Here is a 24,791-nt window from a genome sequence, read left to right as displayed (position 1 = left end):
CGACTTCCTTGAGGCGGCCATCCGGATGGCCGCAGGGGCGAACTCATGCTTTCAACCAGCACACGCGGCACGGCACCGGCCGTTCCGCCCGCCACCGGCCCGCGCGACGCGATTCCCGCGCTGCCGGTCAGCAGCCTGCAGCCGCTCGCCGGCATGCTGCGCTGGATCGTCGTCGCGGTACTCACCGTCGCGGTCGCGCTGCCGCTCGGCTTCATCCTGTTCCAGAGCCTGCTGTCCGCGCCGTTCTTCGACGCGAACAAGACGCTCGGCGTCGAAGGCTTCCGCTTCATCTTCAGCGATCCCGATTTCTGGTCGGCCGTGAAGAACTCGTTCATCATCGCCGGCGGGATGCTGTTCATCTCGATCCCGCTCGGCGGCATCCTCGCGTTCCTGATGGTGCGCACCGACCTGCCCGGCCGCCGCTGGCTCGAACCGCTGCTGCTCACGCCGGTGTTCGTGTCGCCGATGGTGCTCGCGTTCGGCTACGTGGTCGCGGCCGGCCCGGTCGGCTTCTACTCGGTGTGGTTCAAGGAGCTGTTCGGGGTGCAGAGCGTGCCCTGGAACGTGTATTCGATCTTCGCGATCACGGTGATCGTCGGCCTCACGCACGTGCCGCACGTGTACCTGTATTCGTCGGCCGCGCTGCGCAACCTCGGCTCGGACGTCGAGGAAGCCGCGCGCGTGGCGGGCGCCCGCCCGTTCCGCGTCGCGCTCGACGTGAGCCTGCCGATGACGATGCCCGCGCTGCTGTTCGCCGGCGTGCTGGTGTTCTTCCTCGGCTTCGAGGTGTTCGGGCTGCCGCTCGTGCTCGGCGACCCGGAAGGCCACCTCGTGCTCGCGACCTACCTGTACAAGCTGACCAACAAGCTCGGCGTGCCGTCGTATCACCTGATGGCCGCGGTCGCCGTGTGCATCGTCGCGATCACCTTCCCGCTCGTGCTGCTGCAGCGCCGCCTGCTGAAGACCGCGAACCGCTTCGTCACCGTGAAGGGCAAGGCCGGCCGCGCGACCGTGCTGCCGCTCGGCGTGTGGCGCTGGATCGCGCTCGCGATCGTCGCGCTGTGGCTCGCGCTGACCGTGATCGTGCCGATCTCGGGCATCGTGCTTCGCGCGTTCGTGACCAACTGGGGCGAAGGCGTGCCGCTCGCCGAAGTGCTGACGCTGGCGAACTTCGTCGAGCTGTTCGAGCAGGACAACCTGGTGCGCGCGATCGTCAACACGCTCGGCATCGGCGTGATCGGCGGCGCGCTCGCGATCGGCTTCTACTCGCTCGTCGCGTTCGCCGGCCACCGCCGCCCCGACTGGGCGACCAAGCTGCTCGACTACCTCGTGCTGCTGCCGCGCGCGGTGCCCGGCCTGCTCGCCGGTCTCGCGTTCCTGTGGATCTTCCTGTTCGTGCCCGGCCTGCGCGAACTGAAGAACTCGATGTGGAGCATCTGGATCGCGTACACGGTCGTGTGGCTCGCGTACGGGATGCGGCTGATCCAGAGCGCGCTGCTGCAGGTCGGCCCGGAACTCGAGGAAGCCGGCCGCAGCGTCGGCGCGACGCGCAGCCGCGTGTCGCTCGACGTCACGCTGCCGCTCGTGCGCTTCGGCCTGCTCGCCGCGTGGCTGCTGATCTTCATGATCTTCGAGCGCGAATACTCGACCGCCGTCTACCTGCTGTCGCCCGGCACCGAAGTGATCGGCGCGCTGCTCGTGTCGCTGTGGGCGACCGGCGCCGTCGATCAGGTCGCCGCGCTCTCTGTCATCAACATCGCGATGGTCGGCGCCGGTCTCGGCGTGGCCCTGCGCTTCGGAGTGAAACTTCATGGATAAGCTCATCGTCGACGATCTGCACCTCAGCTACGGCGCCAACCCGATCCTCAAGGGCGTGTCGTTCGAACTGAAGGCCGGCGAAGTCGTGTGCCTGCTCGGCGCGTCGGGCAGCGGCAAGACCACGCTGCTGCGCGCGGTGGCCGGCCTCGAACAGCCGTCCGACGGCCGCATTCAGCTCGACGAGCGCGTGTTCTTCGACGGCACGCGGCGCATCGATCTGCCGGTCGAACAGCGCTCGCTCGGCCTCGTGTTCCAGTCGTACGCGCTGTGGCCGCACCGCACCGTCGCCGACAACGTCGGCTACGGGCTCAAGCTGCGCCGCGTGGCGCCTGCCGAACAGAAGCGCCGCGTGCAGGCCGCGCTCGACCAGCTCGGCCTCGGCCATCTCGCCGAACGCTTTCCGCATCAACTGTCGGGCGGCCAGCAGCAGCGCGTCGCGATCGCCCGTGCGCTCGTCTACAACCCGCCGGTGATTCTGCTCGACGAGCCGCTGTCGAACCTCGACGCGAAGCTGCGCGAGGAAGCGCGTGCGTGGCTGCGCGAACTGATCGTGTCGCTCGGGCTGTCGGCCCTGTGCGTGACGCACGACCAGACCGAAGCGATGGCGATGTCCGACCGCATCCTGCTGCTGCGCAACGGCCGCATCGAGCAGGAAGGCACGCCGGCCGAGCTGTACGGTGCGCCGCGCTCGCTGTATACCGCCGAATTCATGGGCAGCAACAACCGGATCGACGCGCGCGTCGCGGCCGTCGACGGCGAACGCGTGACGCTTGCCGGCGACGGCTGGGAGTTGCAGGCGCTGGCCCGCGACACGTTCGCGCCGGGCCAGGACGCGCAGGCCGTGATCCGTCTCGAGCGCGTGCAGGTGGCCGACGGCCCGGGCGCGAACCGGCTGCAGGCCGACCTCGTCACGTCGATGTATCTCGGCGACCGCTGGGAATACCTGTTCCATTGCGGCGAGATGCGCCTACGCGCGTTCGGCCACGTGCCGCGCGCGGCCGGCAAGCACTGGATCGAATTCCCGGCCAACGACTGCTGGGCGTTCGCGAAAGCGGGCTGATCCGCATCGCGGCGGCTCGCGTGCCGCCGCGCCGGCTTTCAAGCCGCCCCTTTGCGACTCGCATCGGCGGACGCTTCACGGCGTCCGCCGCTGGCGCGCCGCGTACCCGTTTTCTGTTTCAACCCGCCCACAATAATCTAGGAGACACCGTCAAAATGAAGTCACGCGCAGAACGCTCGATTCGAACAGTAGTCCTCACCAGTTCAGCCGCGGCAGCCTGTCTCGCCGCGCCGGCCGCGCACGCGCAGTCGTCGGTCACGATATACGGGATCATGGACGCGGGCATCGAATACACGAACCATGCGGCCCCGGAGGGCGGCAATGCGTTCAAGCTGAAGTCGGGCAACAAGAACACGTCGCGCTGGGGCTTGCGCGGCGTCGAGGATCTCGGCGGCGGATTGAAAGCCGTGTTCCGCCTCGAAAGCGGCATCGATCTCGCGAATGGCGCGTCCGACGACGGCCCCGACTCGATCTTCGCGCGCCGCGCGACGGTCGGCCTGAAAGGCAAATGGGGCGAGCTGTCGCTCGGCCGCAACTTCACCGTCACCTACGACTACATGCTGCCGTTCGACCCGATGGGCTACGCGCAGAACTACTCGTGGGCGACCTCGTCGATGGCGACGGGCGGCCGCAAGGACGGCCTGTTCACGCGCTCGTCGAACGCGGTGCGCTACGACGGCGAATTCAGCGGCTTCAAGTTCGGCGCGCTGTACGGTTTCGGCAACGTGCCGGGCAGCATCAAGACCAGTTCCAAATACGATTTCGCGGTCGGTTACGAGACAGGGCCGTTCGCGGCCGTCGTCACGTTCGACCGGCAGAACGGCGCGGCCGACAGCGTCACGCCGGCCGATACCGTCAACTACATTCAAGGCATCCACGCGGGCCTGAGCTACGACTTCGGTAACCTGAAGACGATGGCCGGCTATCGCAACTATCGGCGCACGTATCACACCACGGCCGCGAACCAGTTGAGCGACATGTATTGGCTCGGCGGGTCGTACCAGTTCACGCCGACGTTCTCGTTGATCGCGGCCGTCTATCACCAGAACATCAAGGGCGGCACGGATGCCGACCCGACGCTGGTGTCGGTGCGTGCGCAGTACGCGCTGTCGAAGCGCACGGTGCTGTATGCAGCCGGTGCGTTCGCGATCGCGAAGCACGACCAGAAAGTCGGCGTGTCGCGCGATTTCGCCGGATACGGCACGACGCAGGTGGGGGTCACGGCGGGGATTCAGCAGCGGTTCTGACCGCTCCGACATGACGGCGGGCAGAGGACGGTGCGAGCGTTTCGGGGCGCGTCGCCCTCTGCTTCGTCGCATGTCGGGGCGCGGCACGAGAAACACGTTGAAACGGATGCGCGAGCAACGTGCCGGCGATTCGCTGAGCACGCGAACACCATGGCGCCTCGTTCAGAGAATCGCCCGGTAAGCTTCGAGCGCCTTGCAGGTCTGAACCATCCCCTGCCGCTGCAGGATGTCGAGGTAGCGATCCACCATCATCGGAGGATGCTTAAGCATTTCGCGTTGTCGCCGTGCTGCGCCGACAACCGCAGCCGGCTCGAGATCGAACAGATTGTCGACGAACACGTCGGGATGCTGCGCCTCCACCCCGTACGCCGACAGCACTGCGTCGGGAAAGTCCTTCTGGTTGAACGTCACGATCACACTGGCGTTGCAGCGGATCGCGGCGGCCAGTACATGCCGATCATCGGCATCCGGCAGCCTCAGGCCCTCGATCAACGCTTCGTACCCAGTCACCAGCGCATCAGGTATCGCGCGATCCATCAGACTCGCAGTCCGGTCGAGTTGTGCGGCGCCGAGGTCCGGGCGCTTGCGCAACAGGTTCCGTTTCCATTCGTTATGGATATCGGCACTCCAGCGAGCCCTGAAACACCCGCTCAATGCGAGCCACATCAGGAAATCGCGCAACGGTGCCGGGTACAGCACGCAGGCATCATAGACCGCCGTGAATGGCGAACTCGTCATTCGTAGCCCATCCCGAATTCCTGCGCTTGCCGCCCCAACTCTTCCATCGCATTGGCGCTCGCCTGATCGCGTTCGGTCTTGTAACGCATCAGATCGGAAAAGCGCACACGACGATGCTTGCCGGTCTTGTGATACGGCAGCGCCTTCGATTCGAGCAGCTTGATCAGGTGTGGACGGGACACATTGAGCAGGTCGGCTGCTTCCTGCGTGGTCAGTTCCGCGTGAACGGGCACGACCTTGACCGCATTGCCATCTGCAAGCTCCGCGAGGATGTCGACCAGCAGACGCAGTGCAGAAGTCGGAAGCTCGACCTGATGGGCGCGATTTTCGTCATCGAAAATCTGGATGCGCTGTATTTCCGTTCGCGTGGCCAGATAAGCCGCCAGCGCACGCTGTCCTTCGACCGCCGCCTGCACCTCGCGCTCCACCGGCAAGATCGTATCGGACATCGAGGTATGGGCCATCGCGCGCTCCCAAGCAGGGTTCTCAAATGCGCCATCTTATTCGAAATAAACGAAAATCGCAATAAACGAAAATCGATAGAGCCCTTATAAGACCGCCGAACCTCGATATCAGTCAATACGCGCCGTCACCCGGCTTCTGGTCCTTCCGCGTGCAGAGTGACGACCGCGGCCCGCTCGTCGCCGTTCAGTCACCACGCATCGTGAACACCAAACGCACGGCGCTGCTCGTATCGCCCCAGTGCTCGCCGACAGCCGACAGCGGCACCGTGCGCGTGTCGATCGTCAGGCCCGCCGGCGCGGCGGCATCAAACACACCACGGATAGCACCCAGCAAGCCCGGCAACGGCACGCTGCCCAGACCGCTGCCCATCAATTCGATCGCGGTCGCCCGCAGCACGGCGCCGGGCACCAGCAAGTCCGCGCCGCCGATCGAGCCGATCTGCACGAAACGCAGCCGCCGGCCGCCGGGAGTCGCCTTCGCGGCAGCCGCCAGCAGCGTCTGCGCGCTGGCGCCCCACAGATAATCGAGCACGACGTCGACGCCTTCACGGAAATGCGGTTCGAGCGCCCGCGCCAGATCGGCGTCGTCCTGCTGCAGCGACACGACGGCGTCCGCGCCGGCCTTCAGCAACGCCTGCAACGCGGCCGCGTTGCGGCCCGTCGCGATCACCTTCGCCGCACCGAGATGCTTCGCGATTCGCACCGCGAGCCGCCCGGACGTACCCGTTGCACCGTTGACGAGCACCGTCTCGCCCGCGACGAACCGCGCGCGTTCGGTCAGCGCCGCCCACGACGACATCCCCGGAATCGCGATCGCCGCGGCGGTGACATCGTCAAGCGTGTCCGGCAGCGGCACGCACTGCGTATCGGGCACGACCGTGCGTTCGGCCATCGCGCCGAACGGCACGGGGGCGCCGAAGAAGTAGACGCGCCGACCGTCGTCGAGACGCCCCACGCCGTCGACACCGACGACGAACGGATAGCGTCGGTCCGACGAGTAATGCGTGCCGGCCGCGCGTCCCTGTGCGATGCGGCTCAGCGCGGACGCCGTCACGTCGATCAGGCTGTGGCCCGGCATCGCGCGCGGCGGTTCGAATTCGGTATAAACCGGGCGCTGTCCAGCGCCTTCAACAACTGCTGCTTTCATGGTGGTTCCTTCAATCTGGACGGTGGATCTTTACCGGGCATCGAGCCACGCGCGCAGCGCGGGATCGCGCACTTCCAGCACGTCGAACAGGCCGAGCGCGCGCAGCGCCGGCAGCGCATCGATCGCATCGGCCTCCGCGCGCGCCCTGTCCGCCGGCGCGGCATTCGGATCGGTCAACACACGGGCATTGACCAGAAAAGCGCCAACCGTGCCCTTGCGGATCGTCGTTCCGCCGGCATCGATCTGGTTGGCATGGTCGGGAAGCATTTGTTCGGCTCGCATCGCGTCGTACTCCGGTTGTCATCGATGGACGCAGTGTAGGCGTGCAAATCCGGCCGTTCTCCGGTATAACGGCCATTCGATACCGATATCCGGCCATGTCCGATCCGCTTCTGTCCGCCCGCTTCGTCACGTCCGACGACGGCCCGTTCGTGGTCGCCGCCGCCCTGTCGCAACGCGCCCCCCGTATCACCGCGCCCCATTCGCATGCGCGCGGCCAGCTCGTCGGCGCGCTGAGCGGGCTCGTGACGATCGGCCTCGACGATCAGGAGTGGGTCGTGCCCGCGATCCACGCGATCTGGATTCCGCCGCACTGCCGGCATTCGCTGCGCTCGTTCGGGCCGATTTCCGGCTGGTCGGCGTTCGTCGCCGAAGCGCGCTGCGCGGCGCTGCCGGCCACGCCGCGTGCGATCCGCACGACGCCGCTGCTGCGCGAAGCCGTGCAGCGCGCGGCAAGCTGGGGCGATTCCGAACTGGATACCGCGCAGACACGGATCGCCGACGTGATCCTCGATGAAATCGCGGCATCGGAAGCCGAAGCGCTGGGGCTGGTGCGACCGCGGGACCCGCGGCTCGTGAAGATCACCGATGCGCTGGCCGCGGATCTCGCGAACGACCGGCGGCTGGAGGAATGGGCCGAATGGGCCGGCATCGGCGCACGGACGATGAGCCGCCGCTTCGTCGCCGAAACCGGGCTGACGTTCGCGCAATGGCGTCAGCAGGCGAGGCTGCTGCGGGCGCTGGAACGCATCGCCGACGGCGTGCCGGTAACGACGATCGCGCTCGATCTTGGATACGACAACGTGAGCGCGTTCATCGACATGTTCCGGCGCGCGCTGGGGACGACGCCGGGGAGATATTTGGCGGGAGGAAGTCAGGCGCAGGGATAGCTGCGGCGATGCGCGCGCATGCAGCCGCACGACGAAGATCCGGCGGGCGGCAGACAACAACCGCCCGCCGCCGTGTCAATACGTGCCGTCGCCCTTCTTCGCGGCGGCGTCACCGCCCTTCTTGAACTGCGCCGCAAGCCGCTCCGCGCTCCGTGCCAGCAGCGTCGTATCGACACCGACCGCGACGAACAACGCGCCCGCTTCCAGATAGCGCCGCGCGGCCGCTTCATCCGCGCTCAGGATGCCCGGCGCCTTGCCGGCCGCCTTGATCGCGCGGATCGCGCCGTCGATCGCGGCCTGCACATCGGGGTGGCCTGGATTGCCGAGGTGCCCGAGATCGGCGGCCAGATCGGCCGGGCCAATGAACACGCCATCGACACCGTCGACCCGCGCAATCGCATCGATCGCGTCGAGCCCGGCCCGCGTCTCGACCTGCACGAGCACGGCCATCTCGTCGTTCGCGCGATGCAGGTACTCGCCGACGCGATTCCACCGCGATGCGCGCGCGAGCGCGCTGCCGACGCCGCGGATTCCGTGCGGCGGATAACGGGTCGCGGCCACCGCCGCACGCGCCTCGTCCGCGCTCTGCACCATCGGCACGAGCAGCGTTTGCGCGCCGAGATCGAGCACCTGCTTGACGATCACCGGATCGTTCCACGGCACGCGCACGACCGGATGCGACGGATACGGCGCGATCGCCTGCAGTTGCGCGAGGATCGTCGGCACCGTGTTCGGTGCATGCTCGCCGTCGATCAGCAGCCAGTCGAAACCGGCGCCCGCGACCACTTCCGCGCTGTAGGGATTCGCGAGGCCGAGCCACAGGCCGATCTGCGCGTCGCCGCGCGCGAGCGCGGCCTTGAAGACATTCGACGGAATCCGCATCGTTCGCTCACCTCACTCGAAGTAGCACTGGATCGTCCCGAGCGGGCCGTAGTCGACGCTGAACGTATCGCCCGAACGCGCCGCGCAGGGCCGCGTAAACGATCCGCCGAGCACGATCTGCCCAGGCTCCAGCGCGACGTCGAAACGCGACAGCCGATTCGCGAGCCACGCGACGCCGTTCGCCGGATGGTTCAGCACGCCGGCCGCGACACCGGTTTCCTCGACCACGCCGTTGCGCGACATGATCGCCGCGACCCAGCGCAAATCGACGTCCCGTGGGCGCACCGGCCGGCCGCCGATCACGACGCCCGCGTTCGCCGCGTTGTCGGCGATCGTGTCGAACACCTTGCGCGGCCGTTTCGTATCGGGGTCGATCGACTGGCTGCGCGCGTCGATGATCTCGAGCGCCGGCACGACGTAATCGACCGCGTCGTACACGTCGAAGATCGTGCAGTTCGGGCCGGTGAGCCGCTTGCCGAGCACGAACGCGAGTTCGACTTCCACACGCGGCACGATGAAGCGGCCGGTCGGGATCGTGCCGCCGTCCTCGAAGAACATGTCGTCGAGCAGCGCGCCGTAGTCGGGCTCGTCGATCTGCGACGTGTTCTGCATCGCCTTCGACGTGAGGCCGATCTTGTGCCCCTTCAGCGTGCGGCCTTCCGCGAGCTTGAGCGTCACCCACGCGCGCTGGATCGCATACGCGTCGTCGATCGTGATGTCGGGATGGTCGAGCGAGATCTGGCGGATCTGCGTGCGCGCGCGCTCGGCGTCGTGCAGACGGTGCGCGAGCTGGTCGATGATGGCGGGTTCGAGCATGGTCGGATCGAAAATGGGGTTCAGCCGGCCCGCTTGTAGCGGGCGTGAATGTTGTTGTGCTTGTACGAGCCGCTTTCGCTGAACTCGATCAATTCCATCGACAGGGCGAGATAACGCTTCGCGTACAGCTCGGCGAAATGGGCCTTGATCGCATCGAACAGCGCGTCGCATGCGGCTTGCTTCGTTTCGTCGCTGCGGCCCGCGCCGATCTTCAGTGTCACGTGGACGAACGCGTCGTCCTCCGCGCCGTCGGCGATGCAGTAGTCGTGCAGCTCGATCGCGCGCGAACGGATGCCGCCGGTCGGGAACACGCCGCCCTGCGCGATGAGCGTCGCGTTGATCGTGCGCAGCAGTGCGGGAATGCGTGCGTCGTCTCGGATGTTCGCGGTGTATTCGACGACGATGTGTGGCATGGCAAGTCTCCGGTCGGATTCGAAGTCGTGGTGCGCGGCAATGCTCAGGGCAGCGGGAAGATCGCGTTGATCTGCCCGGTGCCCGAGCTCGCGAAATAGTCGGTGACGATTTCGACGGGCTTGTCGTAGCGATCCCAGCCGAGCAGCCCGAGCAGCATCGCGGTATCGTGCATGCCGCCTTCGCCGTGGCAATGCACGTTGTACTCGGGCAGCATCGCGCAAAACGTCCTGAAATCGCCCTGCTTCCACAGTTCGACCACGCGCAGGTCGACCTGCCGGAAGAATTCGCGGCTGATCTGGTGGATCGATTCCTCGGGGCTGCCGTTGTCGTTGAAGCGGTGCGACAGCGAACCGCTCGCGAGGAACGCGACGTTCGAATCGCTCTTCTCGATCGCTTCGAGCAGCGCCTCACCGAAGCGCCGGCTCTCGTCGAGTTGATGCCACATGCACCAGCCGGCGATCGACACGACCTTGAAGTGCTGGTCGCCGTTCATGTAGCGCATCGGCACGAGCGTGCCGTACTCAAGCTCGAGGCTGTCGATCTCGTGCGCGCGCGTCGCGATGCCGCGCTCGGTGGCCGTTTCGGCGATCAGCCGGCCGAGCGCCGGGTTGCCCGGGTACGCGTACTGCATGTCGCGGATGAAATGCGGCAACTCGTTGCTCGTATAGGTGCCCGCGAAGCTTGCATTGCAGTTCACGTGATAGCCCGCGTTGACGAGCCAGTGCACGTCCGACACGACGATCGTATCGACGCCGAGCGCACGGCAGCGCTCACCGATCAGCCGGTGGCCGCGGATCGCCGCATCACGGCAGCCGTGATGCTTGCCGGGCAGTTCCGACAGGTACATCGACGGCACGTGCGTGATCTTCGCGGCGAGGGACAGTTTGCCCATCGTTCAAGTCTCCCAGTCGGCCGGGCTTAGCGCTTTAGCGGTTACTCCGGCCCCATGCTTGGCCGGCGTGCCGGCCAAGGAATCGTTCGTTCTTGCGGCGACACCACCCGCTTCCGTCACACGCCCCAGCGCGGAATGTGATGCGAACCCATCGAAATGCACACGTTCTTGATCTCCGCGAACACCTCGAAACTGTACTCGCCGCCCTCGCGCCCGGTGCCCGATTCCTTCACGCCGCCGAACGGCTGGCGCAGGTCGCGCACGTTCTGGCTGTTCACGAACACCATCCCGGCCTCGATGCCGCGCGCGAGCCGATGCACCTTGCCGACGTCCTGCGTCCAGATGTACGACGCGAGGCCGTACGACGTGTCGTTCGCGAGCCGCAGCCCTTCGTCTTCGTCCTCGAACGGGATGATGCACGCGACCGGCCCGAAGATCTCCTCCTGCGCGATGCGCATCCGGTTGTCGACGTCGGCGAATACGGTCGGCCGCACGAAGTTGCCGTTGCGCAGACGGTCGGGCAACCCGGCCGGCTTGTCGGCGCCGCCCGCGACCACGCGCGCGCCTTCCTGCTCGCCGATGCGGATGTAGCCCGTCACCTTTTCCCAGTGCTGGCGCGTGATCATCGCGCCGAGGTTGGTGCCCGGATCGGTCGGGTCGCCGACCACCAGGTTGTTCGCGCGGCGCGCGAATTCCTGCACGAAGCGGTCGTAGATCGTTCGCTGCACGAAGATCCGCGAGCCGGCGGTGCAGCGTTCGCCGTTGATCGAGAAGATCGTGAACAGCGACGCGTCGAGCGCGCGGTCGAAATCGGCGTCGTCGAAGATCAGCACCGGCGACTTGCCGCCAAGCTCCATCGAATATTTCTTGAGGCCCGCGCGCTCCATGATCCGCTTGCCGGTGACGGTACCGCCGGTAAACGACACCGCGCGCACGTCCGGATGGCGCACGAGCGCGTCGCCGGCCGTCGCGCCGTAACCCTGCACGACGTTCAGCACGCCTGGCGGGATGCCGGCTTCGAGCGCGAGCCGGCCGAGCTGGTCGGCCGTCAGCGGCGACAGCTCCGACATCTTCAGCACGGCCGTGTTGCCGAGCGCGAGGCACGGCGCCGTCTTCCACGTGGCCGTCATGAACGGCACGTTCCACGGCGACACCAGCGCGCATACGCCGACCGGCTGGTACAGCGTGTAGTTCAGCATCTGGTCGTCGACCGGATAGGTGCGGCCGTTCATCTGCACGCACACTTCCGCGAAAAAGTTGAAGTTCTCCGACGCGCGCGGAATCAGCTGCTTGCTCGTCTGCGCGATCGGCAGGCCGGTGTCCTGCGTCTCCAGCGCGGCGAGCCTCGGCACGTTCTTCTCGATGAGCTCGCCGAGCCTGCGCATCAGCTTCGCGCGCTCCTTCGCCGGCGTGTTCGCCCATTTCGGGAACGCTTCCTTCGCCGCGCGCACGGCCGCGTCGACCTCGGCCTCGCCGCCCGACGCGACGTCGGTGATGACTTCACCCGTCGCCGGGTTCAGCGTCGTGAAGGTGTCGCGGCTCTCCACTTCGCGGCCGCCGATCCAGTGCTTGATGGTCATGTGCTCTCCTTCCTTGGGCGACGGCTTCAGCCGGCGCGATAGTAGTCCGCTTCGCCGACGATCGTGTTCACGAGCCGGCCGATCCCTTCGATTTCGGTCACGACCTCGTCGCCCGGCTTCGTGTCGGCCAGCCCCTCGGGCGTGCCGGTCAGGATCAGGTCGCCCGGCGAGAGCGTCATGAAGCTGCTGATGTGCTCGATCAGCGCCGGCACGTCGAACACCATGTCGCGCGTGCTGCCGCGCTGCGTCTCGCGGCCGTTCACCGTCGTGCGCAGCGTGAGGTCGCCCGCGTCGCCGATCTCGTCGCGGCTGACGAACCACGGCCCGAGCGGCGTGCAGGTGTCGCGGTTCTTCACGCGCAGGTTAGGCCGGTAGTAGTTCTCGAGATAGTCGCGAATCGCGTAGTCGTTCGCGACCGTATAGCCGGCCACGTAGTCGATCGCCTGCGCGCGGCTCACGTGGCGCGCGGGCCGGCCGATCACGACGGCCAGTTCGCACTCGTAGTGCATGTGCGTGGCGTCCGCCGGGCGTACGGTCAGCGACCGGTGGCCGATGAACGTGTTCGGCCCCTTCAGGAAAATCAGCGGTTCGCTCGGTGCGTTGAACGCGAGTTCCTTCGCGTGGTCCGCATAGTTCAGCCCGAGCGCGAACGTCGTGCGGGGCGCGACGGGCGGCAGCCATGCCACCGCGTCCTCGGCCACCACGCGCCCCGTATCGAGGCGGATCGCGCCGTCGCCGGCCGGTTCGGCCGCGTGGAGTGCGCCGTTGTAGATCACGCGCGCCGTCTTCATCGTGCTTCCTCCGCCATCAGCGTATGCCGCAACGTGCCGATGCCGGCCGCGGCGATCTCGATCGTGCTGCCCGCGCGGGCACGCGGTGCGCCGCCCGCGACGCCGAGCAGCAGCACGTCGCCCGCGTCGAACGACATGAAGGCCGTCACGTCGGCGATCAGCGCGCGCACCGGGCGAATCAGCGTCGCGGTCGACGCGGACGCGGCCAGCGCGCCGTCGATCCGCACCGTCAGGCCGATCGCGTCGACATCGGCGAGCGCGGCGGCCGGCACGATCGCCGGGCCGAGCGGGCAGAAGCCGTCGCGGCACTTGAAGCGCACGGCCGGGCGGTAGTAGTCGGGATGCGGCACCGACACGTCGCTCGCGAGCGTGAAGCCGTGCACGTAGTCGAGCGCCTGCGCGGCCGGCACGCGCGTCGCACGCCGCGCGAACACGACGGCCACCGACGCACCGATCTCCAGCGCGTCGACGCCGGCCGGCACGACGACGGCGGCGCCGTCGGCCGCATGCGTGTTGGCGGATTTGATGTACAGGATCGGCGCCTGCGGCGGGCGGCCGTAAGGCGGCGCGTTCACGGCGTCGCCGAGCGCGTCGAGCGCCGCGCGCTCGTTGAGCAACGCGCCGTAGACGGTACCGATGGCGACCGGCAACGGCGGCGCCGCGGCGTTCGTGCAAGACAGCTCCATGCGTCGTTCCCCTGCCGCGCGTCGCGGCGCATCGTCAATAGTTAATATCTTAAGTAAACAATCGTGCGCTGGCAACCTCGATTACCCTGATACGCGAAATTCATCAGCTTCGGCTGTTAAGATTGATGCGTCCCCGACCTCTGCCCACCCCGATGAACCGTACGCTCGACCATCGCAACCTGGCCATGCTGCTGCTCGAGGCCCGCGAAACGCTGATGGGTCTGTTTCGCCCCATTCTCAAGGAATTCTCGCTGACCGAACAGCAATGGCGGATCATCCGCGTGCTCGACGGCGAACCGGCGCAGGCGCTCGAAGCCGGGCAGATCGCGAAACGCTGCTGCATCCTGAGCCCGAGCCTGACCGGCGTGCTGGAACGGATGGAGCGCGACGGCCTGATCACGCGCACGCGCGCGCAGGAGGATCAGCGCCGGCTGCTGGTCAGCCTGACGCCGCAAAGCAGGAAACTGGTGACGGAAATCGGTCCGCGCATCGACGAGCAATACCGGCAACTCGAGTCGCGGTTCGGCGAGGACGGCCTCGAGGACATCTACCGCGCGCTCGACCGGCTCATCGAGCTCGGCAGCGACGCGTGACGGCGGCGCCCGCTTCCGCGGCCTGCGGGAACGGGCGCCGGTGCGGCGCGGACGATCAGTGGAACGCGCCGCGCATCAGTTCGGTCACGGCCACGCCGCGCGACGTGCGCATGCACTCCTCGACGTAATCGATGAACGGCAACGGTTCGAAATCGATTTCATCGCGCACGCGGCGATTGTCGAATACGCGATCGACCGTCGCGAATTCCCCGCAGCGCTGCAGCGCCCGGCCGATCACGCGCTCCAGGGCCGGATCGCGGCGCCCGAGCACGTCGCGCACGACGAGCGGCAGTTCGGCCGGCGCGCATGCCGCGTAGCGCGGCGCCCCGGTCATTCCCGCCGCCTCGTCCATCGCGCGCACGATCTGCGCGACCTGCGGCGCCTCGTCGCCGGCCGACACGTGATAGACGTCATGCGCGAGCGTCGGCTTGACGGCCAGCAGCATCGTCGCGCGCGCCACGTCGTCCACCGACACGATGTCGATGCGCGTCATCGGCCGCGCGGTGAAGCGGCGCGCCGCATGCGCGAGCCGGAACATCCAGAACGAATTCGGCGCGGGCCGCGTGCCGAGCACCGTGTGGCCGACCACGTGCGACGGCCGCACGACGACGAGCGGCAGCCCGAGCGCGCGCAGGCGCTGCTCCGTTTGCGCCTTCGCGTGCAGGTAGTCGGCCGCGAGCACCGCACCCGGCAGGCCTTCAGCGCCCGGCGCGGCATCGTTGCCCGCGGCGCGTTCCGCTTCCTCCTGCACGATCCCGCCGCGGCCCGCGTGCGCGTAGGCCGTGCCGACGTACACGAAGCGCTGCAGGCGCGGCGCGCGCGCAAAGCGTTCGGCGAAGCGCACCGCATCGGCGATGTCGGCCTGCAGGTGCGCGCCGTCGGCCGGCGATGCGTGGCCCGCGCAGTGAATCACGTGCGTCGCGCCGGCCAGGCGCGGCGCGTCGGCGCCGTGCCACACGTCGCCGAGCGCGCCGACGATCACGTTCGCTTCGGTCAGGCGCGACGCCCAGTACGGCGCGAGCCCCGCGCGCAGCGCGGCTTCACGCAGCCGCGCGACCGCATGGCCGCGGTCCTGCGCGCGCACGACGCACACGACGCGTTCGAGCAGCCCGGCATTGACGAGCGCGGTCAGCACGGTACTGCCGATGAAGCCGGTGGCGCCGGTCAGCACGAGCCGGCCGACGTTCGCCGCCGCGACCGGCGCGCTGGCCGGCGACACGAGGCTCGTGCGCCAGTTGAGCGACAACGCGGTTTTCCAGATCAGCACGATAGTCTCCTTCGAAGAATCGGCCGGGCGGCGCGGCGCCCGCGGTTGCGGGCCGGCGCACGGCTCAGCGGCCGGGCCGGGGCTGACGCGCGCCCCGGCGGCTCCCGATCGGGCGGACGCCCTGCGATCGCGTCGATCGCGCGCTGGCACGAGGCGGCGGCAGCCGGCGCGGACGGGCGTCCGCGCACAGGATCGGGAAGTTCCCAGTGTGGGGCTCGAACGCGTGCAAGTCTGTCCCGAAAGTTTCGTGAAAGTGTGCCGATTTGTACGCGATTGTCGGAGTGTGTCGTGCCGGCCGCCGCGTCGGAACGCTGAAACGTTGGGTGCGGCCGTGTTCGGGCGGTGCCCGATGGCGTCGGGCGGCCCGATTCGACGGCGGCCGGCGCGCGACAGATCGACGCGGGTGTCCGCCCCGTCATCCCATCTCTTGACCGCCGCGGGCGTCCGGTCAGGCGCCGCGATCGCCGCTATCGCCCGTGTGTGCTGACGCATTGGGAATGACCATGCATCATCAGACGTCCTTTCATCTGAAACTGAAATGGACGCAATACGGATTTATTGCGGTTTATCACTTGCGTTTCACACCAGTCTATCTAGACTGTTCAAGTCAAATCGGTCGAACGTTTCAACTTTTCAGGAGAGGATCCAATGCGCCTCACCATTCGGATTAATGGCAGCGAATCGGCAACCCGGCATTCCTTCGCGGTCTTGTGGGTCGATACCGACGAGGGACTGTGGTCGCGCGAGGCACATCAGGGCATCGACCTTCCGACCTGGGGCAAGGTCCGCGACGTGGAGGGCGCGATGGCGCTCTGCGCGGCCGACAGCGGCAATGCCGTCTGTCAATTGAAGGGGCTGTCGTTCGACGCGATGCGGCGCGAACACGGCCCCGCGGTGCTCGCCGGCGAGCATCCCGCAGGCGCGTGGCGGCTGCAGGCGGTCGATACCTGCACGACCCAGCCGGAATACCGCGAATTTATTTCCGTGGCCCGATAGGTATTATTGACCTGAATCGTCTGCGGTTTTCGGGTTTATTCCGACATCCACGATATTAATTTCGATATTCAGCATGAATGGCGCCTCGGCTCGAGGCGCTTTTCATTTTCGAGATTAAAGAAATAACCGGAGCACGGGCAACTGATCGCGTGCGGGGCAATCGCGATCGATCGATGCCGGTCACCCCGTGCCCCGCCTCGGCGCACGGCGAATCGTCCGTGTTTCCCCCGCCGCAGCCGCCGCCGCATTCCGTTACGGCGCCGCCCCGCCCCCTTTCGCTCCATTCTCGGGATCACCTACCATTCGCCTTTTTGCGGGGCCGGAACATACTTTCCCCACACGTTGTTTACTCATTTATTACAATCGCATTATTCAGACTGACCCGCCGCCGTCCGGCGGCCCGACCCGGCCTTTGCATGAGCGTGAAAAAAAAGACCCACCCCGCCGATCCGTACGCAGCGGCGACCAAGAATCCGATGCTCGCGTCACGGCTGCCGATGTGGCGCTCCCGGCTGATCGTGGTCGTCGTGTTCCTCGCGTTCGCCGCGTTGATCGCCCGCGCTTTCTGGGTGCAGGTCGCGAACCAGGATTTCTACGTCGGCCAGGGCCAGAAGCGTTACCAGCGCACGATCGAGCTCGACGCGATGCGCGGGCGCATCGTTGACCGCAACGGCGCGATGCTCGCGGTCAGCCTGTCGACCTATGAAATCTGGGCGAACCCGAAACAGGTCGCCGACACCGATTATCCGCAGATCGCGAAGCTGCTCGACATGCCGCTCGTCGAGGTGAAGCGGCGTCTCGGCAACGACAAGACGTTCGTGCTGCTCAAGCGGCAGGTCGATGCGGATACCGCGAGCCGGCTCGACAAGCTCGCGATCGACGGCATCACGCAGATCGCCGATTCGAAGCGTTTCTACCCGGAAGGCGAATCGGCCGCGCACGTGGTCGGCTTCACGAACGTCGAGGACAAGGGCCAGGAAGGCGTCGAGCTCGCGGCGAATGCGCGCCTGCAAGGCACGTCCGGCCAGCGCGAGGTGATACGCGACCGGCTCGGCCGCATCGTGTCGGACACGCGCCCGCTCGTGCCCGCGCAGCACGGCGCGACGATCGAACTGACGATCGACCGCCGCATCCAGCAGCTCGCCTTCAGCCAGCTCAAGGCGGCCGTGATCGAAAACAACGCGGTGGCCGGCAGCGTCGTCGTGCTCGACGCGCAGAACGGCGAGATTCTCGCGCTCGCGAACTATCCGACCTTCGACCCGAACGATCGCGCCCGCCTCACCGGCCAGCAATTGCGCAACCGCGCGGTGGTGGACACGTTCGAACCGGGCTCGACGATCAAGCCGCTCGTCGTCGCGCTGTCGATCGACGAGCGCAAGGTCACGCCGAACACGATCATCAACACGTCGCCGGGCACCTACAAGATCGGCCCGGCCGTGATCCACGACACGTCGAACCACGGGTCGCTGACGGTGTCGCAGGCGCTGCAGAAGTCGAGCAACGTCGCGCTCGCGAAACTCGCGCTGAACCTGCCCGCCGAAACCATCTGGAACAAATACCAGGAATACGGGATCGGCCGCGCGCCGGAACTGACGTTCCCCGGCGTCGCGTCGGGCCGCCTGCGCGGCTACAAGCGCTGGCGGCCGATCGAGCAGGCGACGATGGCGTACGGCTACGGGCTGTCGATGTCGCTGCTGCAGATCGCGCAGACCTACACCGCCTACGCGGGCGACGGCACGCTGCACCCGGTGTCGCTGCTGAAGAACGGCACCGACCAGCAGACGATCGACGCGCACCGCGGCCACCGCGTGACGTCGCCGCAAACGGCCGCCGCGATCCGCTCGATGCTCGAGATGGCGGTGGGTGAAGGCGGCACGGGGCGCCGCGCGCGCGTCGACGGCTACCGGATCGGCGGCAAGACGGGTACCGCGCGCAAGCAGGTTGGCGCGAGCTACGCGAAGGGCAAGTACCGCGCGCTGTTCGCGGGGATGGCGCCGATGAGCAACCCGCGCCTGATCGTCGCGGTGATGATCGACGAGCCGCGCGGCAAGGGCTACTACGGCGGCACGGTGGCCGGCCCGGTGTTCGCGTCGGTCACGAGCGGCGCGCTGCAGTTGCTCGGCGTGCCGCCCGATGCACCGGTCGAACCGGAAGAGAATGCGCCGGCGAAGGCCGGCGCGCCGCAGAAGACGGTCGCGGCGCCGAAACCGGCGGCGCCGGCAACGACGGCCGCGCAGTCCACCCGCCCCGCGCCCGCGAAAGTGGCCGCCGCAGGCTGACGAAGCCAGGCGCGCCGCCGCGCGCCGTCAATGCGCGGCCGCGACCGGCTTCACCATCCGGCCGAGCACGTGCTCGGTCATCCCGCGCGCGAGTTCGGTCTCGCCCATGAACACGGTGCCGATGCCCTCGTTCGACAGCAGCGCGGCCTCGTCGCCGCTGTTCGTGCAGAGCACGACCTCGAGCGTCGGGTTGAGCGTGCGCGAGATCTCGACGATCTGCCGCACGTCGAATACGTCGGGCAGCGTGACGACCAGCATCCCGGCGCGGGCGATATGCGCCTGCACGAGCACGATCGGCTCGATCGCGTCGCCCGACACGGCCGCGATGCCGTCCGCGCGCAGCTTCTCGACGAGCTCGCGATTCTGCTCGACGACGACATACGCAATCGAGCGCTCGTCCAGCGCATGCGCGATTCGCGTGCCGACCTTGCCATAGCCGACGATCACGACCTGCCCGGTCAGGTGCGTCTGCGGGGTCGACATCGGCAGCGCGGCGAGCGGATCGTCGCGCGCCTCGAGCTTGCGCGCGAACGCCGAATGCTTGCGGATCCACGCGAGCGCCGGATCGATCATCGCGAACAGCAGCGTGTTCATCGCGATCGAGATCAGCGCGACCGCGAGAATCAGGCTCTGCCCCTCGGCGGACAGCAGCCCGAGCGCGCGGCCGAGCCCCGCGAGGATGAACGAGAATTCGCCGATCTGCGCGAGGCCGGCCCCCACCGTCAGCGCGGTGTTCAGCGGATAGCGGAACGCGATCACGAGCGCGACGGCCGCGAGCGTCTTGCCGATCAGCACGATGCCCGCGACCTCGATCACGTGCAGCGGCTCGTCGAGCAGCACCTTCGGGTCGAACAGCATGCCGACCGAGATGAAGAACAGCACCGAGAACGCATCGCGCAGCGGCAGCGTCTCGTCGGCCGCGCGCCGGCTGAATTCCGATTCGCGCATCATCATCCCGGCGAAGAAGGCGCCAAGCGCGAACGACACGTCGAACAGCTTCGCGGCGCCGAACGCGATGCCGACCGCGGCCGCGATCATGCACAGCGTGAACAGCTCGCGCGAGCCCGTGCGCGCGACGAGCCACAGAATGCGCGGGAACACGCGCTTGCCGACCACCAGCATCAGCGCGATGAACGCGGCGACCTTCAGCATCGTGACGCCGAGCGTGCCCCACACGCTGCCGCCGGCCGCCTGCGCGTCGCCGGGCGGCGTGCCGCCGAGCAGCCCCGCCACCGGCGGCAGCAGCACCAGCACGAGCACCATCACGAGATCCTCGACGACCAGCCAGCCGACCGCGATGCGCCCGTTGACCGTCTCGACGAGCCCGCGCCCCTCGAGCGCGCGCAGCAGCACGACGGTGCTCGCGACCGACAGCGCCAGCCCGAACACGAGCGCCGCACCGAGGCTCCAGCCCCAGGTGAGCGCGAGCCCGCCGCCGAGCAGCGTCGCGACGGTGATCTGCACGATGGCGCCCGGTAGCGCGATCTTGCGCACCGCGAGCAGATCGCCGAGCGAGAAATGCAGGCCGACGCCGAACATCAACAGCATCACGCCGACTTCGGCGAGTTGCTGCGCGAGCGACAGGTCGCCGACGAAGCCGGGCGTGCCGGGGCCGATCACGATCCCGGCGAGCAGATAGCCGACGAGCGGCGGCATTTTCAGCAGCGACGCGAGGTAACCGAAAATCATCGCGAGACCGAAACCGGCCGCGAGCAACGCAATCAGGCTGACGTCATGAGGCATCCCCCCTCCCAAGCTCTTGTAACGATTTAGTAAGGTTCAAGAGTGAAAGGATACGGGATGAGGCGGAAGAATGGCGCGCGGCCGCGAAAATTTCGCGCGGCGGCGCGGGTTGGCGGGGCGCGACCCCGGCGAAGACTGATGCGTCGCGGGCCCGGTCACGCATCGACGCGGACCAGGTGACAGGCGGGGCCGGCGCCCCGCCGCCCCGCCGTCAGCGCGACGCTTGCGGGAATCGCGCGCCCGGCGGCGGCTCGGGCCGCGTCGACGGCACGCTCTTGCGCACCTTCGCGACCTGCGCGGCCGTCACCGGCGTGCCCGTGTTGCCCCAGCTCGTGCGCACGAAGTTCGACACGTCCGCGACTTCCTGGTCCGACAGGCGCCAGCCGAACGGCGGCATCGTGAAGGTCGACGGCGCGGTGCGCGTGCCCTGCAGCGCGCTGCCTTCCAGCACGACGTGAATCAGCGACGTCGGATCGTCGCCCTGCACCACCGGGTTGCCGGCGAGCGCCGGGAACACGCGCGTGTAGCCGTGGCCGTCGCTGCGGTGACAGGCCATGCAGTTGTCGCGATAGACGGCCGCGCCCGGCTTGCTCGCGTCGCCCGTCTGCAGCGCCTTCGCCGCGGCCGCGTCGTACACGTGCGGCTGCTCGCCCTGCACGCGCGGCGGTAACGTCTTCAGGTAGCGCGCGATCGCGTTCAGGTCGTCGTCGGTCATGTGCTGCATGCTGTGGCCGACCACGTCCGTCATCCCGCCGAACGCGGCCGTGCGCAGCGTGCGGCCCGTCTTCAGGAACTGCACGATCTCGGTTTCGCTCCACGCGCCGAGGCCCGTGCGCGGCTCGCCGCGCAGGCTCGTCGGCACCCAGCCGTCGATCGCCGCGCCGCCGGCCAGGAAGTCGAGGCCGTCCGCGTCGGTCAGCCCGCGCTCCTGCATCGTCGGCGCGCGCGGCGTGTGGCACGCGCCGCAGTGGCCGAGGCCCTGCACGAGATACGCGCCGCGTGCGACCGCCGGGTCGCTGTACGACGCCGCGTCGAACGGCTTCGGCGACGGCGCGAACATCTTGCGCCAGATGCCGAGCGGCCAGCGCATCGACAGCGGCCACACGATGTCGACCGCGCGGTTCTCGTGCTCGACCGGCGCGACGCCGTGCATGAAGTATGCGTACAGCGCCTTCATGTCGTCGTCGGTCAGCCGCGAATACGACGGGAACGGCATCGCCGGATACATCGTGTCGCCGTTCTTGCGCACGCCTTCGCGCACCGCGCGGGTGAAGTCCTCGTAAGTCCAGCCGCCGAGGCCCGTCTTCCGATCCGGCGTGATGTTCGTCGAGTAGATCGCGCCGATCGGCGTGTCGAACTTCAGGCCGCCCGCGAACGGCTTGCCGCCGCTCGCGGTGTGGCATGCGATGCAGTCGCCGGCGCGGGCGAGGTATTCGCCGCGCTTGATCAGGGCCGCGTCGGCGGATTGGGCGGCCGGTGCGGCCGCCGGGCCGGAGGCTGCCGCGGGGGCCGCCGGTTGCGCAAGCGCCGCCGAGCCCGCGAAGCCGAACGCGGCCCAGGCCGCACCGGCCGCCAGCGCGCGCGACATCCGGCGCGCGACGTTGTGGTTCATCGTCCTCTTCATGCGGTCACCAGCGGAGCGGGATTTTTCAGGTACTGCTCGCGGATCGCACGTGCCGACCAGTAGGCCAGCGCCGCGATGATCCCGGTCGGGTTGTAGCCGATGCCCTGCGGCAGCGCGGACGCGCCCATCACGAACACGTTGTGCACGTCCCAGCACTGCAGGTAGCGGTTCAGCACGCTCGTCTTCGGGTCGGTGCCCATGATCGCGCCGCCGACGAGATGGGTGGTCTGGTACTGGCGCGAGTCGAAGTGCTTGCCGAACTCGCGCGTCGACACGCCGATCGCCTTCGGCCCCATCGCCTCCGCGATCTTCTTCATCTGCCCGGTCACGTACTGCGCCATCCTGATGTCGTTGTCCTTCCAGTCGAACGTCATCCGCAACAGCGGCTGGCCGTACGAATCGCGATAGGTCGGATCGAGGTCGAGATACACGTCGCGGTACGACATGTTGGTGCCATGCGCGTCCATCGAGATCGTGTGCGCGTAGTTGTCCTTAACGGCCTTCTTCCATGCCGAGCCCCATTGCGGCGTGCCGGGCGGCGTCGCGATGCCGCTGATCGGCTTCACGCCGGCCTGGTTCACCCACAGCGGCGAGCCGCCGACGAAGCCGAGCGGGCCGTGGTCGAAGTTGTCCGCGTTGAAATCGTCCACCGCGACGCCGTTGCCGCCCGCGCCGATGAACGGATTCGTGTAGGTGTCCTTGTCGAAGAACGCCTTGATCGTCGACAGGTTCTGGTACGCGAAATTGCGGCCGACCACACCTTCGCCCGAGATCGGATCGTACGGCTTGCCGATGCCCGACAGCAGCAGCAGGTGCACGTTGTGATACTGGAACGCGGCCACGATCACGAGATCGGCCGGCTGGTGCACTTCACGCCCGGCCGGATCGACGTAGGTCACGCCGGTCGCGCGCTTCTTCGTGTCGTCGAGATCGACGCGCAGCACGTGGCACTTCGAGCGCAGCTCGAAGTTCGGCGCCTGCTTCAGCGCCGGCAGGATGTTCAGGTTCGGCGACGCCTTCGAATACATGTAGCACGCGTAGCCGCTGCAATATCCACAGAAGTTGCACGGGCCCATCTGCACGCCGTACGGGTTCGTGTACGGGCCCGACGTGTTCGCGGACGGCAGCCGGTACGGATGCAGGCCGAGCGAGCGGGCCGCATCGAAGAAGCGCTGCGCCGAATACGTATTGAGCTGCGCGGGCAGCGGGAAGTGGTCGCTGCGGTTGGCCTCGAACACGTTGCCGTCGCCGACCACCTTGCCGCCGACCTTGTACGCCTGCCCCGACGTGCCGAACACCTTCTCGGCGAAATCGAAATGCGGCTCGAGCTCCTCGTAGGTCACGCCCGTGTCCTGGATCGTCATCCCTTCGGGGATGAACTTCTTGCCGTAGCGCTCTTCGTAGTGGCTGCGCAGGCGCAGCTCTTCCGGCGTGATCCGGAAGTGCACGCCCGACCAGTGCAGCCCCGCGCCGCCCACGCCTTCGCCCGGCAGGAACGCGGCGAGCTGCCGGTACGGCAGCGCGGTGTCCTGCAGCCCGTGGCGAATCGACACGGTCGTCTTCGACAGGTCGAGAAACAGCTTCTTGCGGATGTTGTAGGTCAGCTCGTCGATCGTGTTCGGGTACGCGCCGTCCGGGTAGGTGTCGCGATATTCGCCGCGCTCGAGCGCGACGACGTTCAAACCGGCTTCGGTCAGTTCCTTCGCGAGAATCGCGCCGGTCCAGCCGAACCCGACGATCACCGCGTCGACATGCGGCTTCTTGTCTGCGGCCATCAGCTGCGCTCCCCGTTGATCGAGACGGGGCCGTACGGATAGGGCTTGCCGCTCTGGTTGACGAAATCCATGAAGTCCGCGCGCGCGCCCGGGAAACCGATCATCTTCCACGCGGCCATGTCGCGATTGCCGCCATGCACCGGATCGCAGAAGTAGCCCTCGCGCGTGTTCTGCAGCAACTGGCCGAGAAACACGCCGGGCGGCACGTCGTCGATCTGCGCGCCGCCCTTCTCCAGCGCGCCGAGCACCGTGTCGCGCGTCGGTGCGTCGAGATCCGCGAACGCCTTGCCGTGCGCCTTTTCGCAATAGCGGTTGACGGCCGCGATGCCGAGCCGGTAGATGTCGCGCGGCACCAGCTTCAACTGGTAGCCGAGCTCGGGCACGCCCTGCTGGAACGGCCCCTGCATGTACCACGTCGCGCCGTGCGCATACGGCGTCTCCATCTGGCGATCGATGAATTCGGGCACGCCGGCTTCGAGCGCGCCGGGGCCTTCGGCATCGGCCGGAATCAGCCGGTCGACGGCGGCCTGGACGAACGCCCATTCCTTCGCATCGAAAAAGGTCGGCTTGTACGGTGCGCGCTCGGCGCCGGCCGACGCGGCGGATGCATTGCCGGCCGTCGTCGCGGACGGCGACGACGAGCGCAGGTCGCAGCCGGCGACCGACGCGATCGGCACGAGCGCGACCGACGTGCGCAGGAAACGGCGACGCGAATTGGGTTTGTCAGGTGGCGTGGACATGGTCGGATGTTGATCGTTGGGGATCGGGGTTCGGACGCGCGCATTCCGCATGCCACGTGCCCGGCAGGCA

Annotated in this window: 23 protein-coding genes; 7 read left to right on the top strand and 16 right to left on the bottom strand. The window is 67.7% G+C overall.

Going from position 1 to position 24,791, the window contains the following annotated elements; translation table 11 throughout:
* The first annotated feature begins 45 nt into the window (after window positions 1-45).
* From QZM15_RS02040 to QZM15_RS02030, 3 genes are all read left to right on the top strand, one after another.
* Entirely contained in the window at window positions 46-1,818 is a 1,773-nt protein-coding gene (locus tag QZM15_RS02040; RefSeq protein ID WP_302105679.1) for an iron ABC transporter permease, read from the top strand.
* Complete coding sequence (locus QZM15_RS02035; RefSeq protein WP_302105678.1) at window positions 1,811-2,878, top strand: ABC transporter ATP-binding protein; 1,068 nt, start codon at window positions 1,811-1,813, stop codon at window positions 2,876-2,878. Before QZM15_RS02040 ends, QZM15_RS02035 begins: the two co-directional genes overlap by 8 nt.
* Window positions 2,879-3,033: 155 nt before the next feature.
* A complete protein-coding gene (locus tag QZM15_RS02030) occupies window positions 3,034-4,125 on the top strand; it encodes a porin (RefSeq protein ID WP_302105677.1) in 1,092 nt (363 codons plus the stop codon).
* Window positions 4,126-4,287: 162 nt separating this feature from the next.
* Here QZM15_RS02030 and QZM15_RS02025 read toward each other — a convergent pair whose 3' ends face one another.
* The 4 genes from QZM15_RS02025 to QZM15_RS02010 all read right to left on the bottom strand — a co-directional run bounded on the left by QZM15_RS02025 (window position 4,288) and on the right by QZM15_RS02010 (window position 6,756).
* Window positions 4,288-4,863, bottom strand: coding sequence for a PIN domain-containing protein (locus tag QZM15_RS02025; protein ID WP_059574577.1), 576 nt, complete (start codon window positions 4,861-4,863; stop codon window positions 4,288-4,290).
* Complete coding sequence (locus QZM15_RS02020) at window positions 4,860-5,327, bottom strand: helix-turn-helix domain-containing protein (protein WP_060967570.1); 468 nt, start codon at window positions 5,325-5,327, stop codon at window positions 4,860-4,862. The genes QZM15_RS02025 and QZM15_RS02020 overlap by 4 nt, the downstream gene beginning before the upstream one ends.
* Before the next feature lie 184 nt (window positions 5,328-5,511).
* Complete coding sequence (locus tag QZM15_RS02015) at window positions 5,512-6,474, bottom strand: zinc-binding alcohol dehydrogenase family protein (RefSeq protein ID WP_302105676.1); 963 nt, start codon at window positions 6,472-6,474, stop codon at window positions 5,512-5,514.
* 30 nt (window positions 6,475-6,504) lie between these two features.
* A complete protein-coding gene (locus QZM15_RS02010; protein ID WP_059574583.1) occupies window positions 6,505-6,756 on the bottom strand; it encodes a hypothetical protein in 252 nt (83 codons plus the stop codon).
* Window positions 6,757-6,851: 95 nt separating this feature from the next.
* On the opposite strand from QZM15_RS02010, the gene QZM15_RS02005 reads away from it, so the two are divergent.
* Window positions 6,852-7,643: a helix-turn-helix domain-containing protein gene (locus QZM15_RS02005; RefSeq protein ID WP_302105980.1), complete on the top strand. Its 792-nt coding sequence runs from the start codon at window positions 6,852-6,854 to the stop codon at window positions 7,641-7,643.
* A gap of 75 nt (window positions 7,644-7,718) precedes the next feature.
* Here the strand turns inward: QZM15_RS02005 and hpaI are convergent, their stop codons facing one another.
* The 7 genes from hpaI to QZM15_RS01970 all read right to left on the bottom strand — a co-directional run bounded on the left by hpaI (window position 7,719) and on the right by QZM15_RS01970 (window position 13,704).
* Window positions 7,719-8,525, bottom strand: a complete 807-nt coding sequence (hpaI, locus tag QZM15_RS02000) for a 4-hydroxy-2-oxoheptanedioate aldolase (RefSeq protein WP_059639375.1) — start codon at window positions 8,523-8,525, stop codon at window positions 7,719-7,721.
* A gap of 12 nt (window positions 8,526-8,537) precedes the next feature.
* Window positions 8,538-9,341 (bottom strand): 2-oxo-hept-4-ene-1,7-dioate hydratase, encoded by an 804-nt coding sequence (gene hpaH / locus QZM15_RS01995; protein ID WP_059639374.1) that lies wholly within the window; start codon window positions 9,339-9,341, stop codon window positions 8,538-8,540.
* Window positions 9,342-9,361: 20 nt separating this feature from the next.
* Window positions 9,362-9,754 (bottom strand): 5-carboxymethyl-2-hydroxymuconate Delta-isomerase, encoded by a 393-nt coding sequence (locus tag QZM15_RS01990; RefSeq protein ID WP_059574592.1) that lies wholly within the window; start codon window positions 9,752-9,754, stop codon window positions 9,362-9,364.
* Between the two features lie 44 nt (window positions 9,755-9,798).
* A complete protein-coding gene (hpaD, locus tag QZM15_RS01985; RefSeq protein ID WP_059574594.1) occupies window positions 9,799-10,647 on the bottom strand; it encodes a 3,4-dihydroxyphenylacetate 2,3-dioxygenase in 849 nt (282 codons plus the stop codon).
* Between the two features lie 116 nt (window positions 10,648-10,763).
* The gene (gene hpaE / locus QZM15_RS01980) at window positions 10,764-12,227 is read right to left on the bottom strand and encodes a 5-carboxymethyl-2-hydroxymuconate semialdehyde dehydrogenase (RefSeq protein WP_302105675.1); all 1,464 of its coding nucleotides are present in this window, start codon (window positions 12,225-12,227) and stop codon (window positions 10,764-10,766) included.
* 26 nt (window positions 12,228-12,253) lie between these two features.
* Window positions 12,254-13,018: a fumarylacetoacetate hydrolase family protein gene (locus tag QZM15_RS01975; protein ID WP_059574597.1), complete on the bottom strand. Its 765-nt coding sequence runs from the start codon at window positions 13,016-13,018 to the stop codon at window positions 12,254-12,256.
* Window positions 13,015-13,704: a fumarylacetoacetate hydrolase family protein gene (locus QZM15_RS01970; protein WP_302105674.1), complete on the bottom strand. Its 690-nt coding sequence runs from the start codon at window positions 13,702-13,704 to the stop codon at window positions 13,015-13,017. Before QZM15_RS01970 ends, QZM15_RS01975 begins: the two co-directional genes overlap by 4 nt.
* 152 nt (window positions 13,705-13,856) lie before the next feature.
* Here QZM15_RS01970 and hpaR point away from each other — a divergent pair, with 152 nt between their 5' ends.
* On the top strand, window positions 13,857-14,297 hold the full coding sequence (gene hpaR / locus QZM15_RS01965; RefSeq protein ID WP_059574601.1) for a homoprotocatechuate degradation operon regulator HpaR: 441 nt from the start codon (window positions 13,857-13,859) through the stop codon (window positions 14,295-14,297).
* A 55-nt stretch (window positions 14,298-14,352) separates the two neighbouring features.
* On the opposite strand, the gene QZM15_RS01960 is transcribed toward hpaR, so the two are convergent.
* Window positions 14,353-15,564 carry an SDR family oxidoreductase gene (locus QZM15_RS01960; protein ID WP_059574603.1) on the bottom strand — a complete coding sequence of 404 codons (1,212 nt, stop codon included), beginning with the start codon at window positions 15,562-15,564 and terminating at the stop codon, window positions 14,353-14,355.
* A gap of 648 nt (window positions 15,565-16,212) precedes the next feature.
* Between QZM15_RS01960 and QZM15_RS01955 the strand changes: the two genes are divergently transcribed.
* Together QZM15_RS01955 and QZM15_RS01950 are read left to right on the top strand one after the other, a co-directional pair.
* Window positions 16,213-16,560, top strand: coding sequence for a DUF3564 family protein (locus QZM15_RS01955; protein WP_059639369.1), 348 nt, complete (start codon window positions 16,213-16,215; stop codon window positions 16,558-16,560).
* A gap of 416 nt (window positions 16,561-16,976) precedes the next feature.
* The gene (locus tag QZM15_RS01950; RefSeq protein WP_059574607.1) at window positions 16,977-18,839 is read left to right on the top strand and encodes a penicillin-binding protein 2; all 1,863 of its coding nucleotides are present in this window, start codon (window positions 16,977-16,979) and stop codon (window positions 18,837-18,839) included.
* A gap of 27 nt (window positions 18,840-18,866) precedes the next feature.
* Here QZM15_RS01950 and QZM15_RS01945 read toward each other — a convergent pair whose 3' ends face one another.
* The 4 genes from QZM15_RS01945 to QZM15_RS01930 form a co-directional block, all read right to left on the bottom strand.
* The gene (locus QZM15_RS01945; protein WP_104012800.1) at window positions 18,867-20,582 is read right to left on the bottom strand and encodes a cation:proton antiporter; all 1,716 of its coding nucleotides are present in this window, start codon (window positions 20,580-20,582) and stop codon (window positions 18,867-18,869) included.
* Between the two features lie 211 nt (window positions 20,583-20,793).
* Window positions 20,794-22,206, bottom strand: a complete 1,413-nt coding sequence (locus tag QZM15_RS01940; RefSeq protein ID WP_302105673.1) for a cytochrome c — start codon at window positions 22,204-22,206, stop codon at window positions 20,794-20,796.
* Window positions 22,203-23,981 carry a GMC family oxidoreductase gene (locus QZM15_RS01935; protein WP_059574613.1) on the bottom strand — a complete coding sequence of 593 codons (1,779 nt, stop codon included), beginning with the start codon at window positions 23,979-23,981 and terminating at the stop codon, window positions 22,203-22,205. Before QZM15_RS01935 ends, QZM15_RS01940 begins: the two co-directional genes overlap by 4 nt.
* On the bottom strand, window positions 23,981-24,721 hold the full coding sequence (locus QZM15_RS01930) for a gluconate 2-dehydrogenase subunit 3 family protein (protein WP_059574615.1): 741 nt from the start codon (window positions 24,719-24,721) through the stop codon (window positions 23,981-23,983). The genes QZM15_RS01935 and QZM15_RS01930 overlap by 1 nt, the downstream gene beginning before the upstream one ends.
* Window positions 24,722-24,791: the final 70 nt, after the last annotated feature.

Source organism: Burkholderia sp. AU44665 (assembly GCF_030504405.1).
GTDB lineage: Bacteria > Pseudomonadota > Gammaproteobacteria > Burkholderiales > Burkholderiaceae > Burkholderia > Burkholderia semiarida.
Note: the sequence above shows the minus strand (reverse complement) of the source record. Positions and strands in the feature narration are given on the sequence as shown.